Here is a 21,076-nt window from a genome sequence, read left to right as displayed (position 1 = left end):
GCGATGCATTTCACTGATGGTTTCGAATCGGTCACCGTACACCAGGTAAGCAAGCACTATGGCAACCTCAAGGCCCTCGATCAGGTCGACCTGAAGGTCGAAGCCGGGGAGTTCATGTCGTTGCTGGGGCCATCGGGCTCGGGCAAGACCACGCTGCTGAGCATCCTCGGCGGTTTCTTGCGCGTGAGTTCGGGCAGCATTCTGTTCGGCGAGCGTGACGTGACCTTGATGCCGCCCAACAAGCGCGACATCGGAGTGGTCTTCCAGAACTACGCGTTGTTCCCGCACATGACCGTGGGCCAGAACGTCGCGTTCCCGCTGCGCGCTCGCGGCATCAGCGCCAGCAACAGCCGCGAGCAGGTCGCCAAGGCCTTGGCCACTGTGGAGCTGACAGGCTACGAAGACCGCGCGATCAGTGCCCTGTCAGGGGGCCAGCGGCAACGCGTAGCCCTGGCCCGGGCAATCGTCTTCGAACCTAAACTGATCCTGATGGACGAGCCGCTGTCTGCACTGGACAAGCAACTGCGCGAAACCATGCAGATCGAGCTGCGCGCCCTGCACAAGCGCTTGGGCGCGACCATGATCTACGTCACCCACGACCAACGCGAAGCGCTGACCATGAGCGACCGTATCGCGATCATGCGCGGCGGCAAGCTGGTGCAGGTGGACACCCCACGCAGGCTTCACGATCACCCGGCCGACGATTTCGTGGCCAGCTTCATCGGGGAAAGCACGCTGGTGCCGCTGCAACGTAGCTCGACGGGCCTGAGCCTTGGCACGACGACCTTGCGCACCAGCCGCGAGGTACCGGCCAGCGGCGCGCTGTTTCTGGCCCTGCAATCGGAGAAACTGCTACTGGACAACGGCACCGCAGGGCCGGAATGGAACCGCCTGCACGGTCGGGTTTCCGACATCGTGTTCCAGGGCGAGAGCCTCAAGGTATTCGTCGACCTCGATGGCGGGCCGACGGTCAGCCTGCGCCAGCCCAGCCACCATGAGGGTAACCTGAGCCTGCCGCAGATCGGCGCGCCACTGTGGATGCGCCTGCACCCACAGGACACCATCGTGGTGCCCCAGGCGGGCTGAGCGGTCATGCCGTGGTCCTTGCCGTCTGGCCAGGACCACGGCCCAGCGTAATATTTCGCAATACCCCCGCAAAACAACCGATCCCGCCACCGGCCCACCGAACTTCAGCGCTTGTCACCCCGGCCAGTCTTTATCCTGAAATCCGACCCCACTCCCCTGACTTGCCCTGGAGATCACGATGAATCCACCCCTGAGCGAAAACCAACGGCTGCTGGCCTGGCGCGATGAGAACGTGCCCCGCGGCATCGCCACCGCCCACCCGCTGGTGGCAGCCCGTGCCGACGGTGCCGAATTGTGGGATGTCGACGGCCGCCGCTACCTGGACTTCGTTGGCGGCATTGGCGTACTCAACACCGGGCACAACCACCCCAAGGTGGTCGAGGCGGTGCAACATCAGGTTCAACAGCTGTCCCACGCCAGCTTCCAGGTCGTCGCCTACGAGCCCTACATCGCCGTCGCTGCGCGCCTCAATGCACTGGTGGGCAACGGTGAGCACTACAAGACGGCGTTGTTCACCTCGGGCGCAGAAGCGGTCGAGAACGCCATCAAGATCGCCCGCGGCTACACCGACCGGCCCGCGGTCATCTCGTTCACCGGCGGCTTCCATGGCCGCACCTTGCTGGGCGTGACCTTGACCGGCATGAGCCAGCCTTACAAGCAGAACTTCGGCCCGTTCCCGGCCGAGATCTACCACGCCACCTACCCCAACCCCTATCGCGGCATCGACAGCGATGAAGCCCTGGCGCGCCTCGATGAACTGTTCGCCACAGACGTTGCGCCAGATCGGGTGGCGGCCATCCTGATAGAGCCCGTGCAAGGTGACGGCGGTTTCATTGCCGCACCCAAAGCCTTTCTGCAAGGGCTGCGCGAACGCTGCGATCGCCACGGCATCGTGTTGATCATTGACGAGATCCAGGCCGGTTTCGGCCGCACAGGCAAGATGTTCGGTTTCCAGCATGCCGGCATCCAGCCTGACCTGGTCACCGTTGCCAAGAGCCTGGCCGGCGGCATGCCGCTGTCGGGTGTGGTGGGCCGTGCAGCGATCATGGACGCCCCTGCACCGGGTGGACTGGGCGGCACCTACGGCGGCAACGGCGTGGCCTGCGCGGCCGCGCTCGCGGTCCTCGACATGTTCGAGAGCCAAGACCTGCTGGCCCAGGGTGAAGCCTTGGCCCAGCAGCTGCACCAAGGGTTACTGGCCTTGCAACAGGCGCACCCACGTATCGGCGAAGTGCGCGGCCTGGGCTTCATGCAAGCGATCGAGATGGTCGCCGGGGATGCCGCCAACAGCCCGGACGCTGCCTTGGCCCAACGTGTGATCGACGAAGCCCGCCACGCCGGCTTGCTGGTCATCAAGTGCGGCGTGCACCGCAACGTGGTGCGTTTCCTGGCGCCACTGGTCACCACCCCGGCGCAGCTGGCCGAGGCCTTGCAGATGCTCAGCCAGGCGCTGGATGCCGCCGGTGCCTGAGTGATCGCCAGGGGCCGCAGATGCGGCCCTTGGCACAGCCCTGGATGGATCCGCTGAATCACCACAGGAGCCACTTTCCATGAAAATCACCCATTACCAGGCACTGGGCTTGTCGTACGCCACCCTGGTTGACCGCGAACGGGGCATACTCGAAGGCCTGCGCCCCCTCGCGGCGCAATCTGCGCGTCCGCTCGACGACCTGCAGTTGCTGGCAGCCTATCGCAACCTGGCGTTGCAACTGGCCGATCAGGTCAGCAGCCCGACGGCCCTGCACGGACAGCTCTATCAACGCCTGGCGCAGCAATTGCTTATCGTTCCAGATTGGGATGCCAGTGTGGCCTTTGGTAGCGCTGCAGCGCAGTGGCCGATCTACGAAGACGCACCGGGCGCCTTGCAGTACCTGAGCAAGTTCTATCGCCTGGTCCTCATCGCTCCACGCCACGGCATCGATATCGACAGCCTGACCCGGCGCCTGCCGGTCACCTTCGATGCTATCGTTGAACCCGCTGACGACGACTGGCGACCAGCTTTGGCACACGCACTGCAAGCGATTGAAGTACCACGGATGGGCATGCTGCCCGTTCGCAGCAGCGAACCGGACGACCCGTGGAACAGCCTGGTCGACTTCCCGATTTGTACTCTGCGGCGCGCACAGACCCAGCCCTGGAACCTCACACATTCGGCACTCGATGCCAAACGTTGTGAATACGCAAGCCTTGCCGACATGGCCCATGCCCATCAGTGGGCACTACGGGCCTGAAGCAGGCAGACCGGACCGGAATCAACTGAGGAGTCAACGATGGACGCGGCAACCAAACTTGATCGCATCGACATCAATATTCTTGTCCAGTTGCAAAAGGACGGGCGCATGACCAACGTCAGCCTCGCCGAGGCTGTAGGCCTGTCCCCCAGCCCCTGCCTGCAGCGTGTCAAACGCCTGGAGGCTGCCGGTTACATCAGTGGCTACGAAGCCCACGTGAACCTGGCCAAGTTCGCCAACTCGGTGACGGTGTTCACGGAAGTGACTCTGCAGGACCACAAGCGTGCGGACTTCGTCAAGTTCGAGTCGAGTATCCGCAACATCGACGAGGTGCTGGAGTGTCATCTGATCAGTGGCGGCTACGACTACCTCGTGCGTTTCCTGTGCAGCAGCATCCAGCATTATCAGGAGCTGATGGAGTCGATACTGGAGAAGGAGATCGGCATCGAAAAGTACTTCAGCTACATCGTCATCAAATCACCCGTGGTCAAGAGCACCGTACCGCTGCGCAGCCTGGTCAGGGCGGTATGAGCAGCGGTAACTGAGCCTGGGCTCAGTACCCACGCTGGCGTGGCACGACCCCCTCCATCGCCTCGCCCCGTTGATGCCTGCGCAAGTTCTCCAGTAACACCCGAAACGCCGACTCAGGATGCGTCATGGCGCCGACATGCGGGGTCACCCAGACATTGGGATGGCCCATCAACGGATGGCCCCGACCCGGCGGTTCACTGGCAAGCACATCGACGATCGCCCGCCTCACCTGGCCGCTGTGCAAAGCAGCCAGCAGGTCGTCGTCCACCAGGTGACCGCCGCGTCCAAGGTTGACCAGGCAAGCGCCAGGCGGCAAGGCTGCCAGCAGACGGGCATCGAGAATGCCTGCGGTATCCGGGGTGAGTGGCAATAGACAGATGAGAATCTCGCAACCAGCCAAAAATGCCTTCAACTGCGCATCGCCGGCAAAACAACGCACACCCTCGATCTGCTTCTGCGAACGTGACCATCCCTGCAGTTCAAATCCAAACCCTTGCAACTGACGCAAGACCGCCTGCCCCAGGTTTCCAAGCCCCATGACCCCGACACGCCGCTGGTGTGCCGGAACAATCGGGTGCTCCTGCCAGACGCCCTGGCGCTGCTGCTCCAGGTAAAGCGGCAGGTCACGGTGCAGGGCCAGCACGGCCATGGTCGCGTACTCGACGATGCCGTGGGCAATTCCAGGGTCGAGCATCCGAACCACCTGCACGCTGTCGGGCAAAGCAGCAGTCTCGAACTGATCGACCCCTGCTGAGGTGGCGAACAACACCTGGAGGTTTGGAAAGCGTTCGGCGATGCCTTCGGGCGGCTGCCACGTCGCCAGATAGCGAACGTCCGAAGCTTCGCCCACATCAGGCCACAGGCGCACCTCGATATCCGGGGCCTGTTCGGCGAACAGTGCCTTCCAGACGCCGCCGCGGGCCGGGTCGACTTTGAACAACAGGGTCATGATGCTGCGCTCCTGGGCTGTTGACGAGTGATCCAGCTTGCCAGAGGTCCACGCAACATTTGCCTGGGAGCGGGGAAAAATACGGCAGGTTATGCCTGCCGCACGCGGTGAAAACGGAACATTGGCGCAGGCCGGGACGCCGATACTTTGTTCACACCGTCACCCACCCTCGCGGAGCGCACCATGTCCTTCAAGCCCTTCAAAGCCTTGACCTTCGATGTCGTCGGTACTCTGATCGATTTCGAGGCAGGTATCCTCAACCATATCCGTGGCGTCGTTGCCGAAGCCGCCAAAGCCTACAGCGATGACGAGATTCTCAAGGCGTATCGCGAAGCCCGCGCCGAGTCGGATGCCGGCTGGTGGCCTGACGACCTGGAACGCTGCTATCACCGTATCGCCGCCAAGCTGAATCTGCCGGACAGTGTCGAGTACGCCCGTGGGCTAGCCTTGTCGGTGGAGAACTTCCCAGCCTTCCCGGACTCGGTAGAAGCCCTGCAGCGCTTGCGCAAACACTTCAAGCTGGTCGCGACCACCAACTCGCGCATCTGGGCGCTCAACCACATGGCCCGCACCTTGGGCGAGCCATTCGATGTACGGGTCACCGTGGACGATGTGCGCTTCGAAAAACCCGATCCACAGTTCTTCGCCTACACCCGCGGTGTGCTGGCCAGCCAGGGCATCGTCTTCGAGCAGATTCTCCACGTTGCGCAAAGCCAGTACCACGACATCGGCGTCGCCAAGCGCCTGGGCTATCAAGTGTGCTGGATCGAGCGCCGCCATGCACAGAAAGGCACCGGCGGCACCCTGGAGTCCGAGCGCACCGAACCGCATTACCACTTCACCTCGCTGGCACAACTGGCCGATGCCGTTGAGAAAGAACTGGGCTGAGGTCGAACGGGGCCGCATTGCGGCCCTAATGCCAAGACATTGCGGATGATTGCCCCATGAATATCCAGTCTCTCTGGGCCGCCACAGCCGAACCCGCCGTGCCACTCCCCTCGCTGCAAGGCGAACGGCAGTGCGATGTGGTGATCATCGGTGGCGGCTACACGGGCCTCAGTGCCGCCCGCCATATCGCCGACAGTGGTCGTGAACCGGTGGTGCTGGAGGCCAACAGCCTGGCCTCCGGTGCCAGCGGACGCAATGGTGGAGTGGTATCGCCCAAGTTCCGCGTCAGCTTCCAGAGCGTGATGCAGCGCTATGACCGCGACACCGCGCTGCATCTCTATCGCACCGGTTACGCGGCAGTGGACAGCGTGATCGAAACGGTCGAATCCCTCGGCCTGGGTGAAGCGCGACTAACGCTCAAGGGTCATCTGGCCGCGGCTCACAACGACAAGGCGCTGGAAGGCCTGCAAGCGACAGCCGCGTGGATTCAACGCGAAACCGGCGGCCGTAGTTCGGTCATGCTGAGCGCCGCGGAAGTTGCACAGATGACCGGGTCGCAACGCTTCACCGGTGGCATGTTGACCGCAAAAGCAGGTGGACTGCACCCCTTGAACTTTGCCCGGGGCATGGCACGACACCTGACCGAGCGGGGCGTGAAGGTGTTCGTCGACAGCCCGGCCCAACGCGTGCAGAGCAGCCCGGCCGGCATTGTCGTCGACACCCCCCAGGGGCGTGTCCACGCCAAGCAGCTGGTGTACGCCACCAACGCGTACTCCGACCTCACCCCCGTCAGCGCTCCGTTGCACCGACGCATCGTGCCATTTTGCAGTGCCATCATCGCCACCGAGCCCCTGCCCCCCGCGGTGCTGGCCAGTCTGCTACCGGGCGGCCAAGTGTGTGGCGACACCAAGCGCATGCTGCGCTGGTTCCGGGTGATTGGCGATCGGCTGGTCTTTGGCGGTCGCGGGGCATTCGGCAAGGACGGCAACGACGCCGCCTACCAGGCGCTGCAGGACAACATGGTGGAGATATTCCCACAGCTGCGCGGCCAGGCCATCGCCTATCGCTGGTCAGGCCTGGTGGACATGACCCTCGATGGCCTGCCCCACGCCGGGCAGTTGGACGAGCGGTGTTTCTATGCCATTGGCTACAACGGCGGCGGCGTGGCCATGTCGACCTACATGGGCGCCCGCCTGGCAGAGCTGACCGCAGGCCGCCCGCTGGACTTGCGGCTGCTCGCGGGTGAGCGCCTCAACCCTATTCCACTGCACGCCTTCCGCGCGCCGGGCGTGCGCCTGGCCGCCGGTTGGCAGCAGTTTCTCGATGCCATTGGCCGTTGACCAGGAGGTTTCATGGCACACGTTCTCCATTACCGGCGGGGTGATGCGTTGGCTGCCTGGGAGGGACCCGGGTATGAAGTCGGCTGCATCACAGGTGACCAAGCACGCCAGTTCGATGCACTCGAGGCGGTCATGCTGGGAGTGCTCGAAGCAGGCGAACTCAGCTTGAGCGCAGACGGTTTCGAGCTGCTACTCATGCCAGGCGACTGCTTCGTGGTGCCCGCCGGGCTGGTCTTGAACTGGCTGCCCACCGGTGCGCTGCGCTGCGTGTTCATCCGATTTCCAGGCCTGGAGGGGGTTCCCAGCCATGAACACCCGGTCAAACTCGACCTGCACGGGCCATTGCAGCCCTGCCCCCCGCCAGCTGCCGAGGTATTGCTCGGTCCCGCGCCGCGCGCCTGGAGCCAGAGTGGCTTCGAGCAGGGCGCACTGCGTATCGGGGTGTGGGCATGCGAGCCCTATGAACGGCGGCAAGTCGAACCGAAGTACAGCGAGTTGATGCACATCATCGCAGGCCAGCTCACGCTGACCGAAAAAAGCGGTGGTGCGCACACGGTCGCTGCTGGCGAAACCCTGGTAGTGCCTGCTGGCGCTACCAATGCCTGGGCCAGTGACGTGCCAGTGCGCAAGGTCTATTGCATCTTGGGCTGAGGCGGTCAGCCGTCCAGATCCGCACTGCTGAAACCGTTGCGTTGACAGAAGCGCTGCAACTCACGGGCTTCGGGCTCCCTGCCCGTGAAGATTCTCAGGTACTCGGGGATGTAGCGCATGCGCTCGCTCAGCGTCTCCTGGGTCTTCATGCTGATATAGCCGATTTGCGTGAGATAGATCGAACGTGCACGGGTAACCGCAGCATCCTGGTCAAAACCGAAACGCTCGAACATCTGCCGCAGCGCCTCGACCCGTTGGGCGTCGGCCTGGCTGATTTCCTGCGCCACTTCAGCGGACTGCAGCGCCCAACTGCGCATGGCGAACTCGAACTGCGAGTCGAACAACTCGCTGTTCAGCCAGCAATCGAAAACGTTGAGTATCGCCTCGGTGATGGACTCGGCATAAGCCTCGGATTGGGCAATGAGGTTGAAGGTGTTCTTGCCTTTCCAGCGTTCGATCAGGGCGCCGAGCAAGGCATCGCGGTCTTCGAAGAACCAGTAGAAGCTGGTGCGCGACACATTCAGTTTTTTCGCCAGCGGCATGACTCGCACGGCCTCTACACCTGACTCCGTCAGGCTTTCGTAGGCCGCATCGAGCCACCCTTCCAACGAGCTTCGGCCGGTCGGCTCCGCCATTTTGGTGGTCGCTTTCATGGGTGATGCTTCCCTGTTCAGATGCGCTGTTGGTGGTCGATTGTACACCAGTGTCAATAATGTTGACACTGGTGTACAGCCAGCCTATTGTCGGCCAAGCCTGATGACCTGTTTGCGAGACCGATATGAAAAACGATCCGCTACTTCAGCCTTATCGCCTCAAGCATCTGACCTTGCGCAACCGCATCATCACCACGTCGCACGAACCGGCTTACCCGGAAGACGGGATGCCGAAGAAGCTCTACCGTGCCTACCACGTCGAGCGGGCAAAAGCCGGGGTAGCCATGACCATGACCGCAGGCTCGGCGGCGATCTCCCGTGACAGCCCACCTGTGTTCAACAACATTCTGGCGTACAAGGACGAAGTGGTCGGATGGCTCAAGGACCTCACCGACGAGTGCCACGAACACGGCGCAGCGGTGATGATCCAGCTCACTCACCTGGGCCGGCGGACACGCTGGGACAAGGGCGACTGGTTACCGGTGGTGTCACCCTCGCACAATCAGGAACCCGCCCACCGCGCCTTTCCCAAGCAACTCGAACCCTGGGACATCGAGCGCATCATCCGCGACTACGCCGATGCCGCCGAACGCATGAAAGCCGCCGGCCTGGACGGCATCGAGCTGCAAGCCTACGGCCATCTGATGGATCAGTTCTGGTCACCCCTGACCAACGAACTGGAAGGGCCATATGGCGGCTCGCTGGATAACCGTCTGCGCTTCACGTTCGATGTGCTCACCGCCATTCGCCAGCGCGTGGGCGCAGAATTCATCGTCGGCATTCGCTACACCGGGGACGAAATCCTGACCGGCGGACTGACCAAAGAGGAAGGCCTGCAGATCTCCCAACGGCTCAAAGACAGCGGCATGATCGACTTCCTGAATGTGATTCGCGGTAATATCGCCACCGACGCCGGGCTGACTGACGTCATTCCGGTCCAGGGCATGCGCAATGCCCCGCACCTGGACTTTGCCGGCGAGATCAAGGCGCTGACCGGCTTCCCGACCTTCCATGCCGCGAAGATCCCCGACGTGGCCACGGCGCGCCATGCCATTGCCTCGGGGTTGGTGGACATGGTCGGGATGACCCGCGCGCACATGACCGACCCCCATATCGTGCGCAAGATCATCGAAGGTCGCGAAGACGATATCCGCCCTTGCGTCGGCGCCAACTATTGCCTGGACCGTATCTACAACGGCGGCGCGGCCTACTGCATCCACAACGCCGCGACCGGGCGCGAAACCACCATGCCTCATGAAATACCCAAGGCTACCCAGAAGCGCAAATTCGTGATTGTCGGTGCAGGCCCCGGAGGCCTGGAAGCGGCACGCGTGGCAGCAGAGCGCGGCCACGAGGTGGTGGTGTACGAGTTGGCAGACAAGCCCGGCGGACAGATTCGCCTGACCGCGCAGTCCGAGCGGCGCAAGGAGATGATCAGCATCATCGATTGGCGCATGGCGCAATGCGAGCGCCTTGGCGTGACCTTTCACTTCAATACCTGGGCCGACACCGCGATCATTCTCGATGAGGGCCCCGACGTGGTGATCGTGGCCACCGGAGGGATGGCGCACACCGAGGTGCTGGAGCAAGGCAATCAGTTCCTGGTATCAAGCTGGGACATCATCTCCGGCGACGTGAAGCCTGGGCGCAATGTGCTGGTTTACGACGATGCGGGCGACCACGCGGGCCTGCAAGCCGCCGAATTCATCGCCCGCAGCGGCGCCAGGACCGAAATCATGACTCCCGACCGCTCGTTCGCGCCTGAAGTCATGGGCATGAACCTGGTTCCGTACATGCGCTCGTTGCAGCAACTCGACACCACCTTTACCGTCACTTACCGGCTCAAGGCGGTGGAACGACAAGGCGACCAATTGCTGGCCACGATCGGCACCGATTACAGCGCACTGACCAGAACACGCCTGGTGGATCAGGTAGTGGTCAACCACGGTACCCGGCCGCTGGACGAGCTGTACTTCGACCTCAAACCCCTGGCCAGCAACGAAGGCGCCGTGGAGTACAGGGACCTGATCGTCGGCACGCCACAAACCATGGCCAGCAACCCCCAAGGGCGCTTCCAGTTGTTCCGCATTGGCGATGCCGTGGCGTCGCGCAACACCCACGCCGCTATTTACGATGCCCTGCGACTGGTCAAGGACCTCTAGGCGCTTAATGACATCGCGAGAAACCCAGGGCCCGGCCGGTACTCGATAGCGTGCCCTGGGTGATCTCGTACAGCACCTGGTCAGCCAGTGGCAGCCCGGGATTTCAACTGCGTGATTGGGACAACTAAAACCTTATGCTTGAATCAATAAAAAACGCCCCATAGGGTAATGCCAGTCAGTTAAGGTCTCATGCTCATCTATTGGGGCCGCGTTGCGGCCCTTCGCGGGTAATCCCGCTCCCACAGGTTCTACGCTCGAATCAAGGCCGGCGCAATTCCTGTGCGGGTTTACCCGCGAAGGGCTGCGAAGCAGCCCCAACTGGCTTAACTGACTGCCATTACCCCACAGGGGGCGTTTTTCTTATGTCACCTGGCAACCCACCAGACACCACCGAAACTTCCTCAATACCTGGATTCCGGATTCGTGGCCAAGGCAACCTGAGCAGCATGTGGTGCCTCGGGCTCCGGTGTAAGGGCCAATGTGACCGCATCCTCTAGAACGATTTCTCTGGCACCTAGTTCATGCTTGAGGTCTGAACGAATCATGCGAAGGAGTGACCACGCCAGCACGCCAAGCACAGGTATCAAAGGCAGAGCGACGACGATGGTCGATGTTTGCACCGCTTTCAGCCCACCGACTTTGAGCAGGCCGATACCGATGACCGCGAGCAACAGCGCCCATACGATCCGCAACCAGCGTTGCGGCTCCTCATAGCCGCTCAGTTCCTTCGACGTGACTGACGCCAGCACATAGGCTGCCGAATCAAGCGTGGTCGCCAGAAACACGAAGCAGAGCAGAACGAATGCGCCGATCACCAGCGTAGAGAACGGCATGGTTTTCAAGATGGCAAGTACCGCAGCCGGAATGCCTTGTGCTGACAAGATAGCATTGACATCCAACGCGCCGGACAACTGAAGGTCAAGCGAGTAGCCACCCCAGACCGCGAAGAACACCCAGCAACCCAGGCTGCCCCAGACCAGCTCAGCCAATATGAGCTCTTTGATCGTCCGTCCGCGGGAAATACGAGCCACGAACAACCCCATCATGGGCGCATAGGCGATCCACCAGGCCCAATAGAAAATCGTCCAGTCCTGGGGAAACGTACCTTTTGCAACGGGGTCGGTCCACAGGCTCATGTGGACGAAATTATTGAGCATCAGCCCCAGGCTGTTTGCCCAGCCATTGATGAGCACCAAGGTCGGACCGACAGCCGCAGCGAACAAAAGCAGCGCAAAGGCCAGATAGACGTTGATATCGCTGAGTATCTTTATCCCTTTGCTCAGCCCGAACCAGACGCTCATGCCGAACATCAATGTCCACAGGGCCAGCACACACATATCGAATACGAAGGACTGCTGTATTCCGAAGATATCGCCGGCCAAGGTGGAGACAAGGGGAACGGCCAGGCCAAGGGACGTGCCTACGCCACCGACAATCCCGAAGACCACCACCGTATCGAGGGTGAGACCGAGCCACCCATTGGACTTCTCTCCCAGGACGCCACGCGCCGCCACCGATAATCTCACCCCAGGCTGTCGGCGCACATACATCGAGTATGCAATGGGCAGAGCCGGCAAGCAGTAGAATGCCCACGGCGTCAGGCCCCAGTGGAACTGCCCATAGGTCAATGCCCACTCTGCCGCTTCACGGCTGTGTGCAGCCACATTCAATGGAGGCCCATTGAAGTAATAGATCGGCTCGACCCAGGCCCAGTTGACAATGGCGATGCCGATACCGCCACAGAAAATCATGGCGACCCAGCTGAAATAGGAAAACTCTGGGGTATCACTCTTGCGCCCCAGGCGGATGTTTCCGTAACGCCCGAACGCCATCCACAACAGGAACACGACGGTCATCAGGCCGGAAAGCAGATAGAGCCAACCAAACTTGCCGGTGGCAAAGGCGAACATCTGATTGATCACTGCATTCCCCGCGTCGGGAAATGCGATCAGCGGAACCGTAACACCGAGTATCACTGCAATCGATGGCCAAAATACCCGACCATCCAGCGCGGCACCTTCTTTCAAGTGACTCATTTGGCATATCTCCTCAGAACCGTCGACTCAACATCGAACATCTGTTGAATACAAATAGGTCAAGCACGAATCCAAGTCCCTGCTCTAACCGATCTAGTCCATTGGAGTAACGAAAGGCCGCCGGCCTTTCTCGAACATATATTGTGCTTATTATTCATATTCGCCTCTAATTTTATTTAATTATTATTTCAGCGACACAGCCAAACCGACCTCACATCGCACGTGACAACCCAGGCAGCACGACTGAGCGTCAGCCGCCAGGCACTGCAATGTGTGCCTGGCGGCAGTCAGGCACACATCCTGTCCCTTCGTTACTTCATCGTCGGCATGGAGAACTCGACGCCTTCGCGAACGCCTGATGACGGCCAGCGCTGGGTGACGGTCTTACGTCGGGTGTAGAAGCGCACGCCATCGGGGCCGTAAGCATGCAGATCACCGAACAGCGAGCGCTTCCACCCACCGAAGCTGTGGTAGGCGACCGGCACTGGCAGGGGAACGTTGATGCCGACCATGCCCACTTTGATGTTGTCGGAGAAATAGCGCGCCGCCTCGCCATCGCGGGTAAAGATGCAGGTGCCGTTGCCATACTCGTGCTTGTCGATCAACGCCATGGCTTCCTGCATGCTGTTGACCCGCACGACTTGCAGAACCGGGCCAAAGATCTCTTCTTTGTAGCTCTGCATGTCCGGGGTGACGTGATCGATCAACGTGCCGCCCACGAAGAAACCTCCCTCGTAGCCTGCGACGCTTGGCTCACGACCATCGACGACCACGGTGGCGCCCTGCTCTTCGGCACTGTTGATGTAGCCAACCACTTTCTGCTGATGCTGGCGGGTGATCACCGGGCCGAAGTCGTTCTTACTGTCGGTGTAGGCCCCGACCTTCAGATTCTTCATGGCTTCTTTCATTTTGCCGATCAACGCATCGGCTGCCGCGTCCCCGACCGCCACGGCCACCGACAACGCCATGCAGCGCTCACCCGACGAACCGAATGCAGCGCCCAGCAGTTGGTTCACCGCATTGTCGATATCGGCGTCTGGCATGACGATCGCGTGGTTCTTCGCCCCACCCAGTGCCTGGCAACGCTTGCCGTGGGCAGTGGCGGTGGCGTAGATGTACTCGGCAACCGGCGTCGAGCCCACGAAACTGACCGCTTGAATACGCGAGTCGCGCAGCAGGATGTCGACCGCTTCCTTGTCCCCGTTCACCACGTTCAGCACGCCCTTGGGCAAGCCCGCTTCCTGCAGCAGTTGAGCGATGAACAAAGTGGAACTCGGGTCGCGCTCGGAGGGCTTGAGAATGAAGCAGTTGCCCGCAGCGATGGCCACGGGAACCATCCACAGCGGTACCATCACAGGGAAGTTGAACGGGGTGATGCCAGCCACTACACCCAGCGGCTGGAACTCGCTCCAGGCATCGATGTTAGGCCCGACATTCTTGCTGTGTTCGCCCTTGAGAAGCTCGGCGATCCCGCAGGCGTACTCGACGTTCTCGATGCCACGTTGCAGTTCGCCTGCAGCGTCATGGGAGATCTTCCCATGCTCTTCTCCAATCAGCTTGCAGATCGCATCGGCGTTCTGCTCCAGGAGCTCTTTGAAACGGAACATGATGCGCGCCCGCTTGATGGGCGGCGTATCACGCCAGGCGGGGAAAGCCGCCTCGGCAGTCGCAATGGCGTGCTCCACGGTCTGGTTCGAGGCCAGGGCGACTTGGCGAGCCACTTGGCCGGTGGCGGGGTTGAAGACATCCTGGGTGCGCTTGGATTCGACAACGACTTCGCCGTTGATCAGATGACCGACAGTATTCATGTGAAACTCCACTTTTTGTTATTCAGGTATGCGTTGGTGTTGAATTACCAAAGGCTTCTGTAAAGCTCGACCATCTCGGCTTCGGTCGGCACTCGAGGGTTGTTGCCTGGAGACCCGGAAGCCAGCGCCTGGGCGGCCATGGTAGGCATCAGCTCGAAGAATTTTTCGCGGTCGATTCCGAACTGGGCTGGGGTGGGGACATTCAGCTCCTCGTTGATCGCAACCAACTCTTCGAGCAGTTTTTCCACCGCGGATTGGTCAGTATCGCTTTGCGTGGCGACACCCATGGCTCGCGCGCAATCTGCGTAGCGGTCACGTGCAGCGGGAATGGAAAAGGCCGTCACTTCGGGCAGCAGCATTGCGTTGGACAGGCCATGCGGCACATGGAATGCGGCACCGATGGGACGGCTCATGCCATGCACCAGGGCAACGGAGGCCGCCGAGAAAGCCAGGCCTGCCAGGGTCGACCCGAGCATGACAGCCTCCCGCGCGGCACGGTCGGCACCATCGTGATAGACCTTGCGAAGGTTTGGCCCGATCAGGCGCATGGCGGCCAGTGCCTGGGCGTCACTGAACAGGTTGGCTTTCTTGCTGACGTACGCCTCGATCGCGTGGGTCAGGGCATCGATACCAGTGTCCGCTGTCACGCGAGGTGGCAACGAGAGCGTCAGTTCATAGTCGACCAGTGCAGCGACAGGCATGAACCCCGCCCCGACGCACAGCATTTTCTCGTCGGTCGACTCATCGGTGATGATGGTGAAACGGGTCACTTCCGAGCCGGTACCCGCAGTCGTCGGGATGGCGATGATCGGCAAGCCCATTTCAGTCACATTGCGCGGGAACTTGTAATCACGCATGACACCGCCGAACTTGGCCAGAATGCCAATCGCTTTGGCGCTGTCGATCGGGCTCCCGCCACCCAGGGCGATGATGCTGTCGTACCCACCTTCCCTGGCGGCAGACACGCCAGCTTGAATCGAGGCGACTGTCGGCTCGGGTACGGTATCGGAGAAAACGTCGACGGTTATGCCCTGCTCTGCCAGTACTGCACTGATCCGCCCTGCATAACCCAATTCGACCATCATTCGGTCGGTGATGATGAGTGGCTTATGGCAGCCGAGGCTGGCCAGTACCTGATGAATTTGCTGGCTAGCGCCGGCACCGGTTTGCAGGATACGTGGGAGGATGCTGTTGTAAGTCATGGCTCTATCTCATTTCCTGGGCATGAACACGCCCGCGAGCAGCCTTGGGCTCGTGTTCGCTTGTTCGGTAAATCGGCAAATCGGGGGCATGGACGGCCGCCCCCTCGACGCCCCTGAGCACTCAGCTCGGCAGGTATTCCTCACTCCAGGACTCGCCGATAGCGCCGGCATCCAGGAGCGACTGAATCTGCATCTCGGTGTAGCCGTATCGCGCCAACACTTTGCGTGTGGAGGCGCCAAACTTCTCGGCGGGTGGCAAGGCCCGGATTCGCGCTACCCGTGGACGAATGGCGTAGGGGTCGAGCTGGATAACCCGATGACCGCTCGGATGGTCGCTGTAGACGCTGAAGGAATAGCTGCCATTCTCCGTTCCTGGCAGACCATCAGCGGTTCGGCTGTATTGGCTGCGCAGGTGGTCAATGTTGTCCGGCACCGCTGCAGCGATGTTGGCGGCTTGCAGACGCTCTTGAAGGAAGGCACTGCTCATGCTGCCAATGACGGATTGCAGATAGGCAGCACGATCGGGTGCAGCCGCCAGCCCGGAGAATTCCGTGAGGGTTGCGAACTTGTGCAACTCAGGCTCGGAGGCATCCAGGTAGAGCCAACCATCCGCCGTCTTGTAGAACCGGGAAAGATCGCTGTAGCCAACGGCATCGCGTCCGGAAGGCTCATTGAATGGCCCTCGGCCTGGGTAGTCGTAGCAGAATGGGATCTGTACCAGATTGCCCAGCGAGGCCAGAGAGGTGCGCGCCCGGTAGACCTCGCCGCAACGGTGCTTGCGATACAGCGCCGTGGCGACACCCAGCGCGGCAGCGAATCCGCACATCACGTCGATGGTGCCGACGTGGGCATGCTCCTCTGGGGTTTCCATGCCGCCACCGAACCGCAGCATGATACCCGTGGTGGCTTGGATCAGATCGTCATACCCCAGATAATCGGTGCGCGGTCCGCGGCGTGGGCCACCGAAGCAATCAAGCTGACAGAAGATCACCCCTGGATTCACCGCCTGCAGGCTTGCCTCATCCAGGCCCAGCGGGGCCAACTGACGATCGGGAGCGTTCATGACGATGACATCGACCTCCCGCACGAGGCGATTGAAAACGTCCCGCCCTTCGGACTTGTTCAGGTCAATCAGAACACTTTCCTTGCCCCGTGCCGAAGACATACCGAAGACCACGGTATTCCAAGGATCATAGTTCGGCACGACAGGATCGAGCTTGATGACATCGGCTCCGAAGCGCCCCAGGAACGACGTCGAGTGAGGCCCTGCGATGACGTTGGTCAGATCCAGAATCTTGACGCCTTCCAGCCAGCCGCCGGGCTTGTCGAGCTGGGCAGGCGGCAAGGCGTGAGCCGGACGTTCGGACAGCGTGGCCAGCGCTTGCTCATAGCTCACCTGGCGACGCGACAGCGGTGTCAGCATCGGCTCTGAGCAGCCTTCGAGCCAGGTAATGGGACCAGGCTGTTTCATGACGCCGTACTCGCGATCGTCCACCTCGACGATCAACCCAGCGGTATTGGAATGCTCGTCATGGAGCCACTCCTGGGTCGACCTGTGAGGGGCGCCGGGGAACCGCCCTTCGCCGAAGATCACTTCCCATTGCGCGGCGGTCTTGGTCAGGAACACTTCCTTCATTCGGGCACTGATGCGTGCGGCCCAATCGGCCGGTAGCGGATAGACGCCCAGCGATGCATTGCCTTCCCACTGGTCAATCGGCAGATACGGGTCGTCAACTTTAGGCAGGCCGGCGGCGACCATCTCTTCGTAGATGCCCATCGCTTGCAGACACCGCTTGGCATGCTCACGATGAGACGGGCAGACGGCGTAGAATTTGCGGCCATCGGCACATTCATAGGTGCGGTAGAACGGGTCGAGAAACTCTTGCAGATCCTGATAACTCAGGTTCATCGGCAGGTTCTCGGCGCGACGGCTCTCGCTCTCCTTCTCACGCAAGGTCTTGTAGCGCAGCGGGTAGCCATCGATCTTGATCGAGTTGTACGACAGGCCTTCCATTACCGCTGATGCCAGGGGAACTTCGATCTGATCGCCTACGCCGCTCTTTTCACGCGCCTGCAATGCGAGCACGACTGACGATACGGCAAGCATGGTGCCATACGCTGACGCCAACGGAAGCGGCGAGAAGCTGGGGTTGATGCCCATCAGTACGCGGTTCTGCCCCATGTCGGTAAATACACCCGAGGCCGAAGCGATCACCGCCTCGGTAGCACGCCACTGCGCCCGCAGTTCGTCATCACTGGCGAACCCTGGGATCGACAAGGTGATGAGTTCAGGACGAACACGGCGCAGCTCTGCGAAATCGAGGCCCAACTTGACCATCACGCCGGGGCGGAAGTTTTCGATCACGATGTCGGCACGGGAAATGAGCTCGCGTGCTTGATGCAGCCCCTCTGGGGCTTTCAGATCCAGGCGCAGGCACAGCTTGTTGCGGTTGAGGGTGGCATTGGCCGGGCTCTGCCAGAGCGGTCCTTCCGGCGGATCGATGTGAACGACGGTCGCTCCCAGATCAGCGAGGATCATCGCTACCGCAGGGCCTGCGATGTATTGTCCAAAATCGATGACGTTGACGCCTTGCAAAGGCAATTGCTTGGTATGCTGCATGACGATAACCCTAGGTAGCCCCGAGCCAACGAGATGTGCCGGCGCGGTTATTGTTGTTATTTAGACCTCGCACTAATCGATCACCTGGATGACTGCAGCATCCAAGGGCTTGCGATGTGATTGCTACTTTCAGAAATTCGAAGGCTTCGCGAAAGCAATAAAAAATGGCCCTAAGGGGCCATTTTTTTTATTGCTGGAACACTTGCTTATCGCTCAGGGAATTCGTTCTATTCCACGCTGGATTCCGCCTTGAATGCCTGGGCTTCTTCACACAGCCATTGGGCAAAGGCCGCCGCATCTGGATTGACCATGCTGTGGGCAGAATAAACCAGGTAAAAGGCTTCCTTGGTCGGCACATGACTTCCCAGGGGCGCGACCAGTCGGCCCTCGTCCAGGAGGTGCTTGACCAGTGACGTCCGCGCCAAGGCGACGCCCTGGCCGAGCTCTGCGATCGTCAATGCCGAGATGAGGGTGTCGAACTGCATCCCCTGAGACGAGTCAACGCTCTCTGCATCGTTCTTCTTGAGCCAGTACCCCCACCCTTCCTCATAGCCCAGCACATGCAGTAACGGGTGCAGGGCAAGATCCTCGGGACGTCGCAATGGACGCTCTTGGGTGATCAACGCCGGCGAACACACAGGCACCAGCGTGTCCCACGTCAGCCGCTCGGCCTTCATGCCAGGCCAGCGCCCTTGTCCGTATCTGATTTCGAGATCGGCATCGAACGCTGAGTCATCCACCCAGATGTTGCTGGCCACGCGCAGGCTCACATCGGGATGCCTAGCCCGAAATCGGGGTAGACGAGGGGCGACCCAATGGGTGAAGAACACCAGACTGCTGCGAATGCTCAGTGCGCTTCGATGGCCTTGCCCGAAGATCTCATCGGTCGATGCGGCAAGGCGCTCGACCGACTCCCTGACCACAGGGAAGTAAGCCTTGCCCGCCTCGGTAAGTTCGAGGCCCCGTGGCAGACGCTTGAAAAGCGCAACCCCTAACTGGGACTCCAGCGCCTTCACCTGCTGACTGATCGCCGCTTGCGTAAGATTGAGCTCTTCGGCGGCATGGGTGAAGTTCAGCATTCGGGCAGAAACTTCGAATGCTCGAAGCCAGTTCAGGGGAGGTAAACGCTTTTTCATACGGCATCCAACGCTAGGCTCATCGGGAGTCGAATCGCTTCGTGGTTGACATTAGAGACGAACAGTCTAAATTACAACGCATGAATAGCTCCCAACCCACACCTCGAAGAGGCCGTCCCCCAAAAGTTGCGCGTGAGCACGGCGAAACGCTCGAACTGCTGTTGCGCTGCGGCATGGAAATCCTCACCGAACAAGGCTTTGCCGCTACCGGCATCGATACCGTGCTCAAACGGGTCCAGGTACCCAAGGGCTCGTTCTATCACTATTTCGACAGTAAAGAAGCGTTCGGCCAAGCGGTACTTCAGCGCTATGCCGACTATTTCGCTCGAAAGCTCGATCGCTGTTTCGGCGACCTGAGCGTGTCGCCGCTGGGAAGGCTGTCCAATTTCGTCGAAGAGGCGAAAGTGGGGATGGCCAGGTACCAGTTCCGAAGAGGTTGCCTGGTCGGCAACCTTGGCCAAGAGGTATTGGTGCTGCCAGACAGCTTCCGCGAACAGCTGGAGCTGACCTTGCAGGACTGGGAGCTGCGTTTGTCGACCTGCCTGGAGGACGCGGTGAAGCACGCAGAAGTGTCTTGCGAGCATGACTGCAAGGCCCTCGCGGCCTATTTCTGGGTGGGTTGGGAGGGTGCCGTGCTGCGCGCAAGACTGGCGCAGAATGTCCGCCCCCTGGACATTTTCTTTCAAGGTTTTCTGTCAGGAATCACGCGCTGATTCCTCTCGGCCAATTTAAAGACAATCGGTCTAAAAAAGGATGAACCATGTTCAAAGCCATACTCATCGAAAAGCTGGACGACCAGTACTCTGCCCGACTCACCGAGTTACAGGACGATCAGCTCCCCTGCACAAGCGTGACGGTGAAGGTGAACTACAGCACCTTGAACTACAAGGATGCGCTCGCAATTACCGGCAAAGGGCCGGTTGTCCGTCAATTTCCGATGGTGCCAGGCATTGATCTCGCGGGCATCGTAGAGGCGAGTGACGATCCTCGATACCAACCTGGCGACCGCGTATTGCTCAATGGCTGGGGGGTGGGCGAAAGCCATTGGGGCGGACTTGCACAAAAAGCGCGGTTGAACGGTGACTGGCTGATCCCTCACCCCAAGCGCCTGAGCGAACGCCAGAGCATGGCTATCGGCACCGCTGGGTACACCGCCATGCTGTGCCTGATGGCGCTGGAGCGCCACGGCTTGAAGCCTTCCGATGGACCGGTGTTGGTCACAGGCGCCACAGGCGGCGTCGGCAGCTTTGCCATCAGCCTTTTGGCCGGTGCCGGGTATGACGTCATTGCAGCCACAGGTAAAGCCAGCGAAGCGGCTTATCTGGAAAGCCTGGGTGCGAGGAGCATCATCGATCGCGCTGAGCTCTCAGCCCCAGGACGCCCATTGGCGAAAGAAAAATGGGCGGCTGTCATCGATTCGGTTGGCAGCCATACGCTGGCCAATGCCTGCGCGAGCACGATGTCCGAAGGCTTGGTCGCCGCCTGTGGACTGGCTCAGGGTATGGATTTTCCGGCAACCGTTGCGCCTTTCATTCTCCGCGGGGTAAGCCTGCTCGGCATCAACAGCGTCACCCAGCCCTTCGAGCGGCGTGTCGAAGCCTGGGACAGGCTGTCGACTCAGTTGAACCTCGACGCATTATCCCTGATGACCCGAGAAATTAGCCTCGGGCAGGCGATTGCAGCTGCTTCTGATTTGATGGATGGCAAGATCCGTGGCCGGCTGGTCGTGGACGTCAACGGCTAGCAAGGCGGCCTGATGCGCTGCATCAGGCCGATGCAGCGC

At 60.8% G+C, this 21,076-nt stretch carries 17 protein-coding genes; 10 read left to right on the top strand and 7 right to left on the bottom strand.

From position 1 onward, the window contains the following. The first annotated feature begins 3 nt into the window (after positions 1-3). The 4 genes from E2H86_RS15140 (at position 4) to E2H86_RS15125 (ending at position 3,848) form a co-directional block, all read left to right on the top strand. The gene (locus E2H86_RS15140) at positions 4-1,086 is read left to right on the top strand and encodes an ABC transporter ATP-binding protein (RefSeq protein WP_133329182.1); all 1,083 of its coding nucleotides are present in this window, start codon (positions 4-6) and stop codon (positions 1,084-1,086) included. Between the two features lie 178 nt (positions 1,087-1,264). Then, positions 1,265-2,557, top strand: coding sequence for a 4-aminobutyrate--2-oxoglutarate transaminase (gabT, locus tag E2H86_RS15135; protein ID WP_133329180.1), 1,293 nt, complete (start codon positions 1,265-1,267; stop codon positions 2,555-2,557). Positions 2,558-2,636: 79 nt separating this feature from the next. Continuing rightward, positions 2,637-3,317, top strand: coding sequence for a haloacid dehalogenase (locus tag E2H86_RS15130; protein WP_133329178.1), 681 nt, complete (start codon positions 2,637-2,639; stop codon positions 3,315-3,317). A 39-nt stretch (positions 3,318-3,356) separates the two neighbouring features. After that, positions 3,357-3,848 (top strand): Lrp/AsnC family transcriptional regulator, encoded by a 492-nt coding sequence (locus E2H86_RS15125; RefSeq protein ID WP_110744305.1) that lies wholly within the window; start codon positions 3,357-3,359, stop codon positions 3,846-3,848. Positions 3,849-3,870: 22 nt separating this feature from the next. On the opposite strand, the gene E2H86_RS15120 is transcribed toward E2H86_RS15125, so the two are convergent. Then, complete coding sequence (locus E2H86_RS15120; protein ID WP_133329176.1) at positions 3,871-4,797, bottom strand: 2-hydroxyacid dehydrogenase; 927 nt, start codon at positions 4,795-4,797, stop codon at positions 3,871-3,873. Between the two features lie 183 nt (positions 4,798-4,980). Between E2H86_RS15120 and E2H86_RS15115 the strand changes: the two genes are divergently transcribed. Genes E2H86_RS15115 through E2H86_RS15105 form a run of 3 tightly spaced genes read left to right on the top strand, consistent with a single transcriptional unit; the run spans position 4,981 to position 7,676 of the window. Then, the gene (locus E2H86_RS15115; protein WP_133329174.1) at positions 4,981-5,685 is read left to right on the top strand and encodes an HAD-IA family hydrolase; all 705 of its coding nucleotides are present in this window, start codon (positions 4,981-4,983) and stop codon (positions 5,683-5,685) included. Positions 5,686-5,741: 56 nt separating this feature from the next. Further along, positions 5,742-7,025 carry an NAD(P)/FAD-dependent oxidoreductase gene (locus tag E2H86_RS15110; RefSeq protein ID WP_165976077.1) on the top strand — a complete coding sequence of 428 codons (1,284 nt, stop codon included), beginning with the start codon at positions 5,742-5,744 and terminating at the stop codon, positions 7,023-7,025. Between the two features lie 12 nt (positions 7,026-7,037). After that, complete coding sequence (locus E2H86_RS15105; protein WP_133329172.1) at positions 7,038-7,676, top strand: cupin domain-containing protein; 639 nt, start codon at positions 7,038-7,040, stop codon at positions 7,674-7,676. 5 nt (positions 7,677-7,681) lie between these two features. Here the strand turns inward: E2H86_RS15105 and E2H86_RS15100 are convergent, their stop codons facing one another. Next, positions 7,682-8,329 (bottom strand): TetR/AcrR family transcriptional regulator, encoded by a 648-nt coding sequence (locus E2H86_RS15100; protein WP_133329170.1) that lies wholly within the window; start codon positions 8,327-8,329, stop codon positions 7,682-7,684. Between the two features lie 125 nt (positions 8,330-8,454). On the opposite strand from E2H86_RS15100, the gene E2H86_RS15095 reads away from it, so the two are divergent. Next, entirely contained in the window at positions 8,455-10,491 is a 2,037-nt protein-coding gene (locus E2H86_RS15095; RefSeq protein WP_133329168.1) for an NADH:flavin oxidoreductase, read from the top strand. Between the two features lie 401 nt (positions 10,492-10,892). Here the strand turns inward: E2H86_RS15095 and E2H86_RS15090 are convergent, their stop codons facing one another. From E2H86_RS15090 to gcvA, 5 genes are all read right to left on the bottom strand, one after another. Then, entirely contained in the window at positions 10,893-12,527 is a 1,635-nt protein-coding gene (locus E2H86_RS15090) for a BCCT family transporter (protein ID WP_133329166.1), read from the bottom strand. A 311-nt stretch (positions 12,528-12,838) separates the two neighbouring features. After that, a complete protein-coding gene (locus tag E2H86_RS15085; protein ID WP_133329164.1) occupies positions 12,839-14,335 on the bottom strand; it encodes a CoA-acylating methylmalonate-semialdehyde dehydrogenase in 1,497 nt (498 codons plus the stop codon). Between the two features lie 44 nt (positions 14,336-14,379). Next, positions 14,380-15,537, bottom strand: coding sequence for an iron-containing alcohol dehydrogenase (locus E2H86_RS15080; RefSeq protein ID WP_133329162.1), 1,158 nt, complete (start codon positions 15,535-15,537; stop codon positions 14,380-14,382). Between the two features lie 121 nt (positions 15,538-15,658). After that, positions 15,659-18,157, bottom strand: a complete 2,499-nt coding sequence (locus E2H86_RS15075) for a CoA transferase (protein ID WP_133329160.1) — start codon at positions 18,155-18,157, stop codon at positions 15,659-15,661. Positions 18,158-18,384: 227 nt separating this feature from the next. Next, positions 18,385-19,293, bottom strand: a complete 909-nt coding sequence (gene gcvA, locus E2H86_RS15070; protein ID WP_133329158.1) for a transcriptional regulator GcvA — start codon at positions 19,291-19,293, stop codon at positions 18,385-18,387. Positions 19,294-19,373: 80 nt separating this feature from the next. Here gcvA and acuR point away from each other — a divergent pair, with 80 nt between their 5' ends. Together acuR and acuI are read left to right on the top strand one after the other, a co-directional pair. Then, a complete protein-coding gene (acuR, locus tag E2H86_RS15065) occupies positions 19,374-20,006 on the top strand; it encodes an acrylate utilization transcriptional regulator AcuR (RefSeq protein WP_207955637.1) in 633 nt (210 codons plus the stop codon). Between the two features lie 47 nt (positions 20,007-20,053). After that, positions 20,054-21,037, top strand: coding sequence for an acrylyl-CoA reductase (NADPH) (gene acuI, locus E2H86_RS15060; protein ID WP_133329156.1), 984 nt, complete (start codon positions 20,054-20,056; stop codon positions 21,035-21,037). The last annotated feature ends 39 nt before the right edge of the window (positions 21,038-21,076 follow it).

Origin of the sequence: Pseudomonas putida, assembly GCF_004357765.1 — a bacterium.
GTDB classification, from domain to species: domain Bacteria; phylum Pseudomonadota; class Gammaproteobacteria; order Pseudomonadales; family Pseudomonadaceae; genus Aquipseudomonas; species Aquipseudomonas putida_U.
Note: the sequence above shows the minus strand (reverse complement) of the source record. Positions and strands in the feature narration are given on the sequence as shown.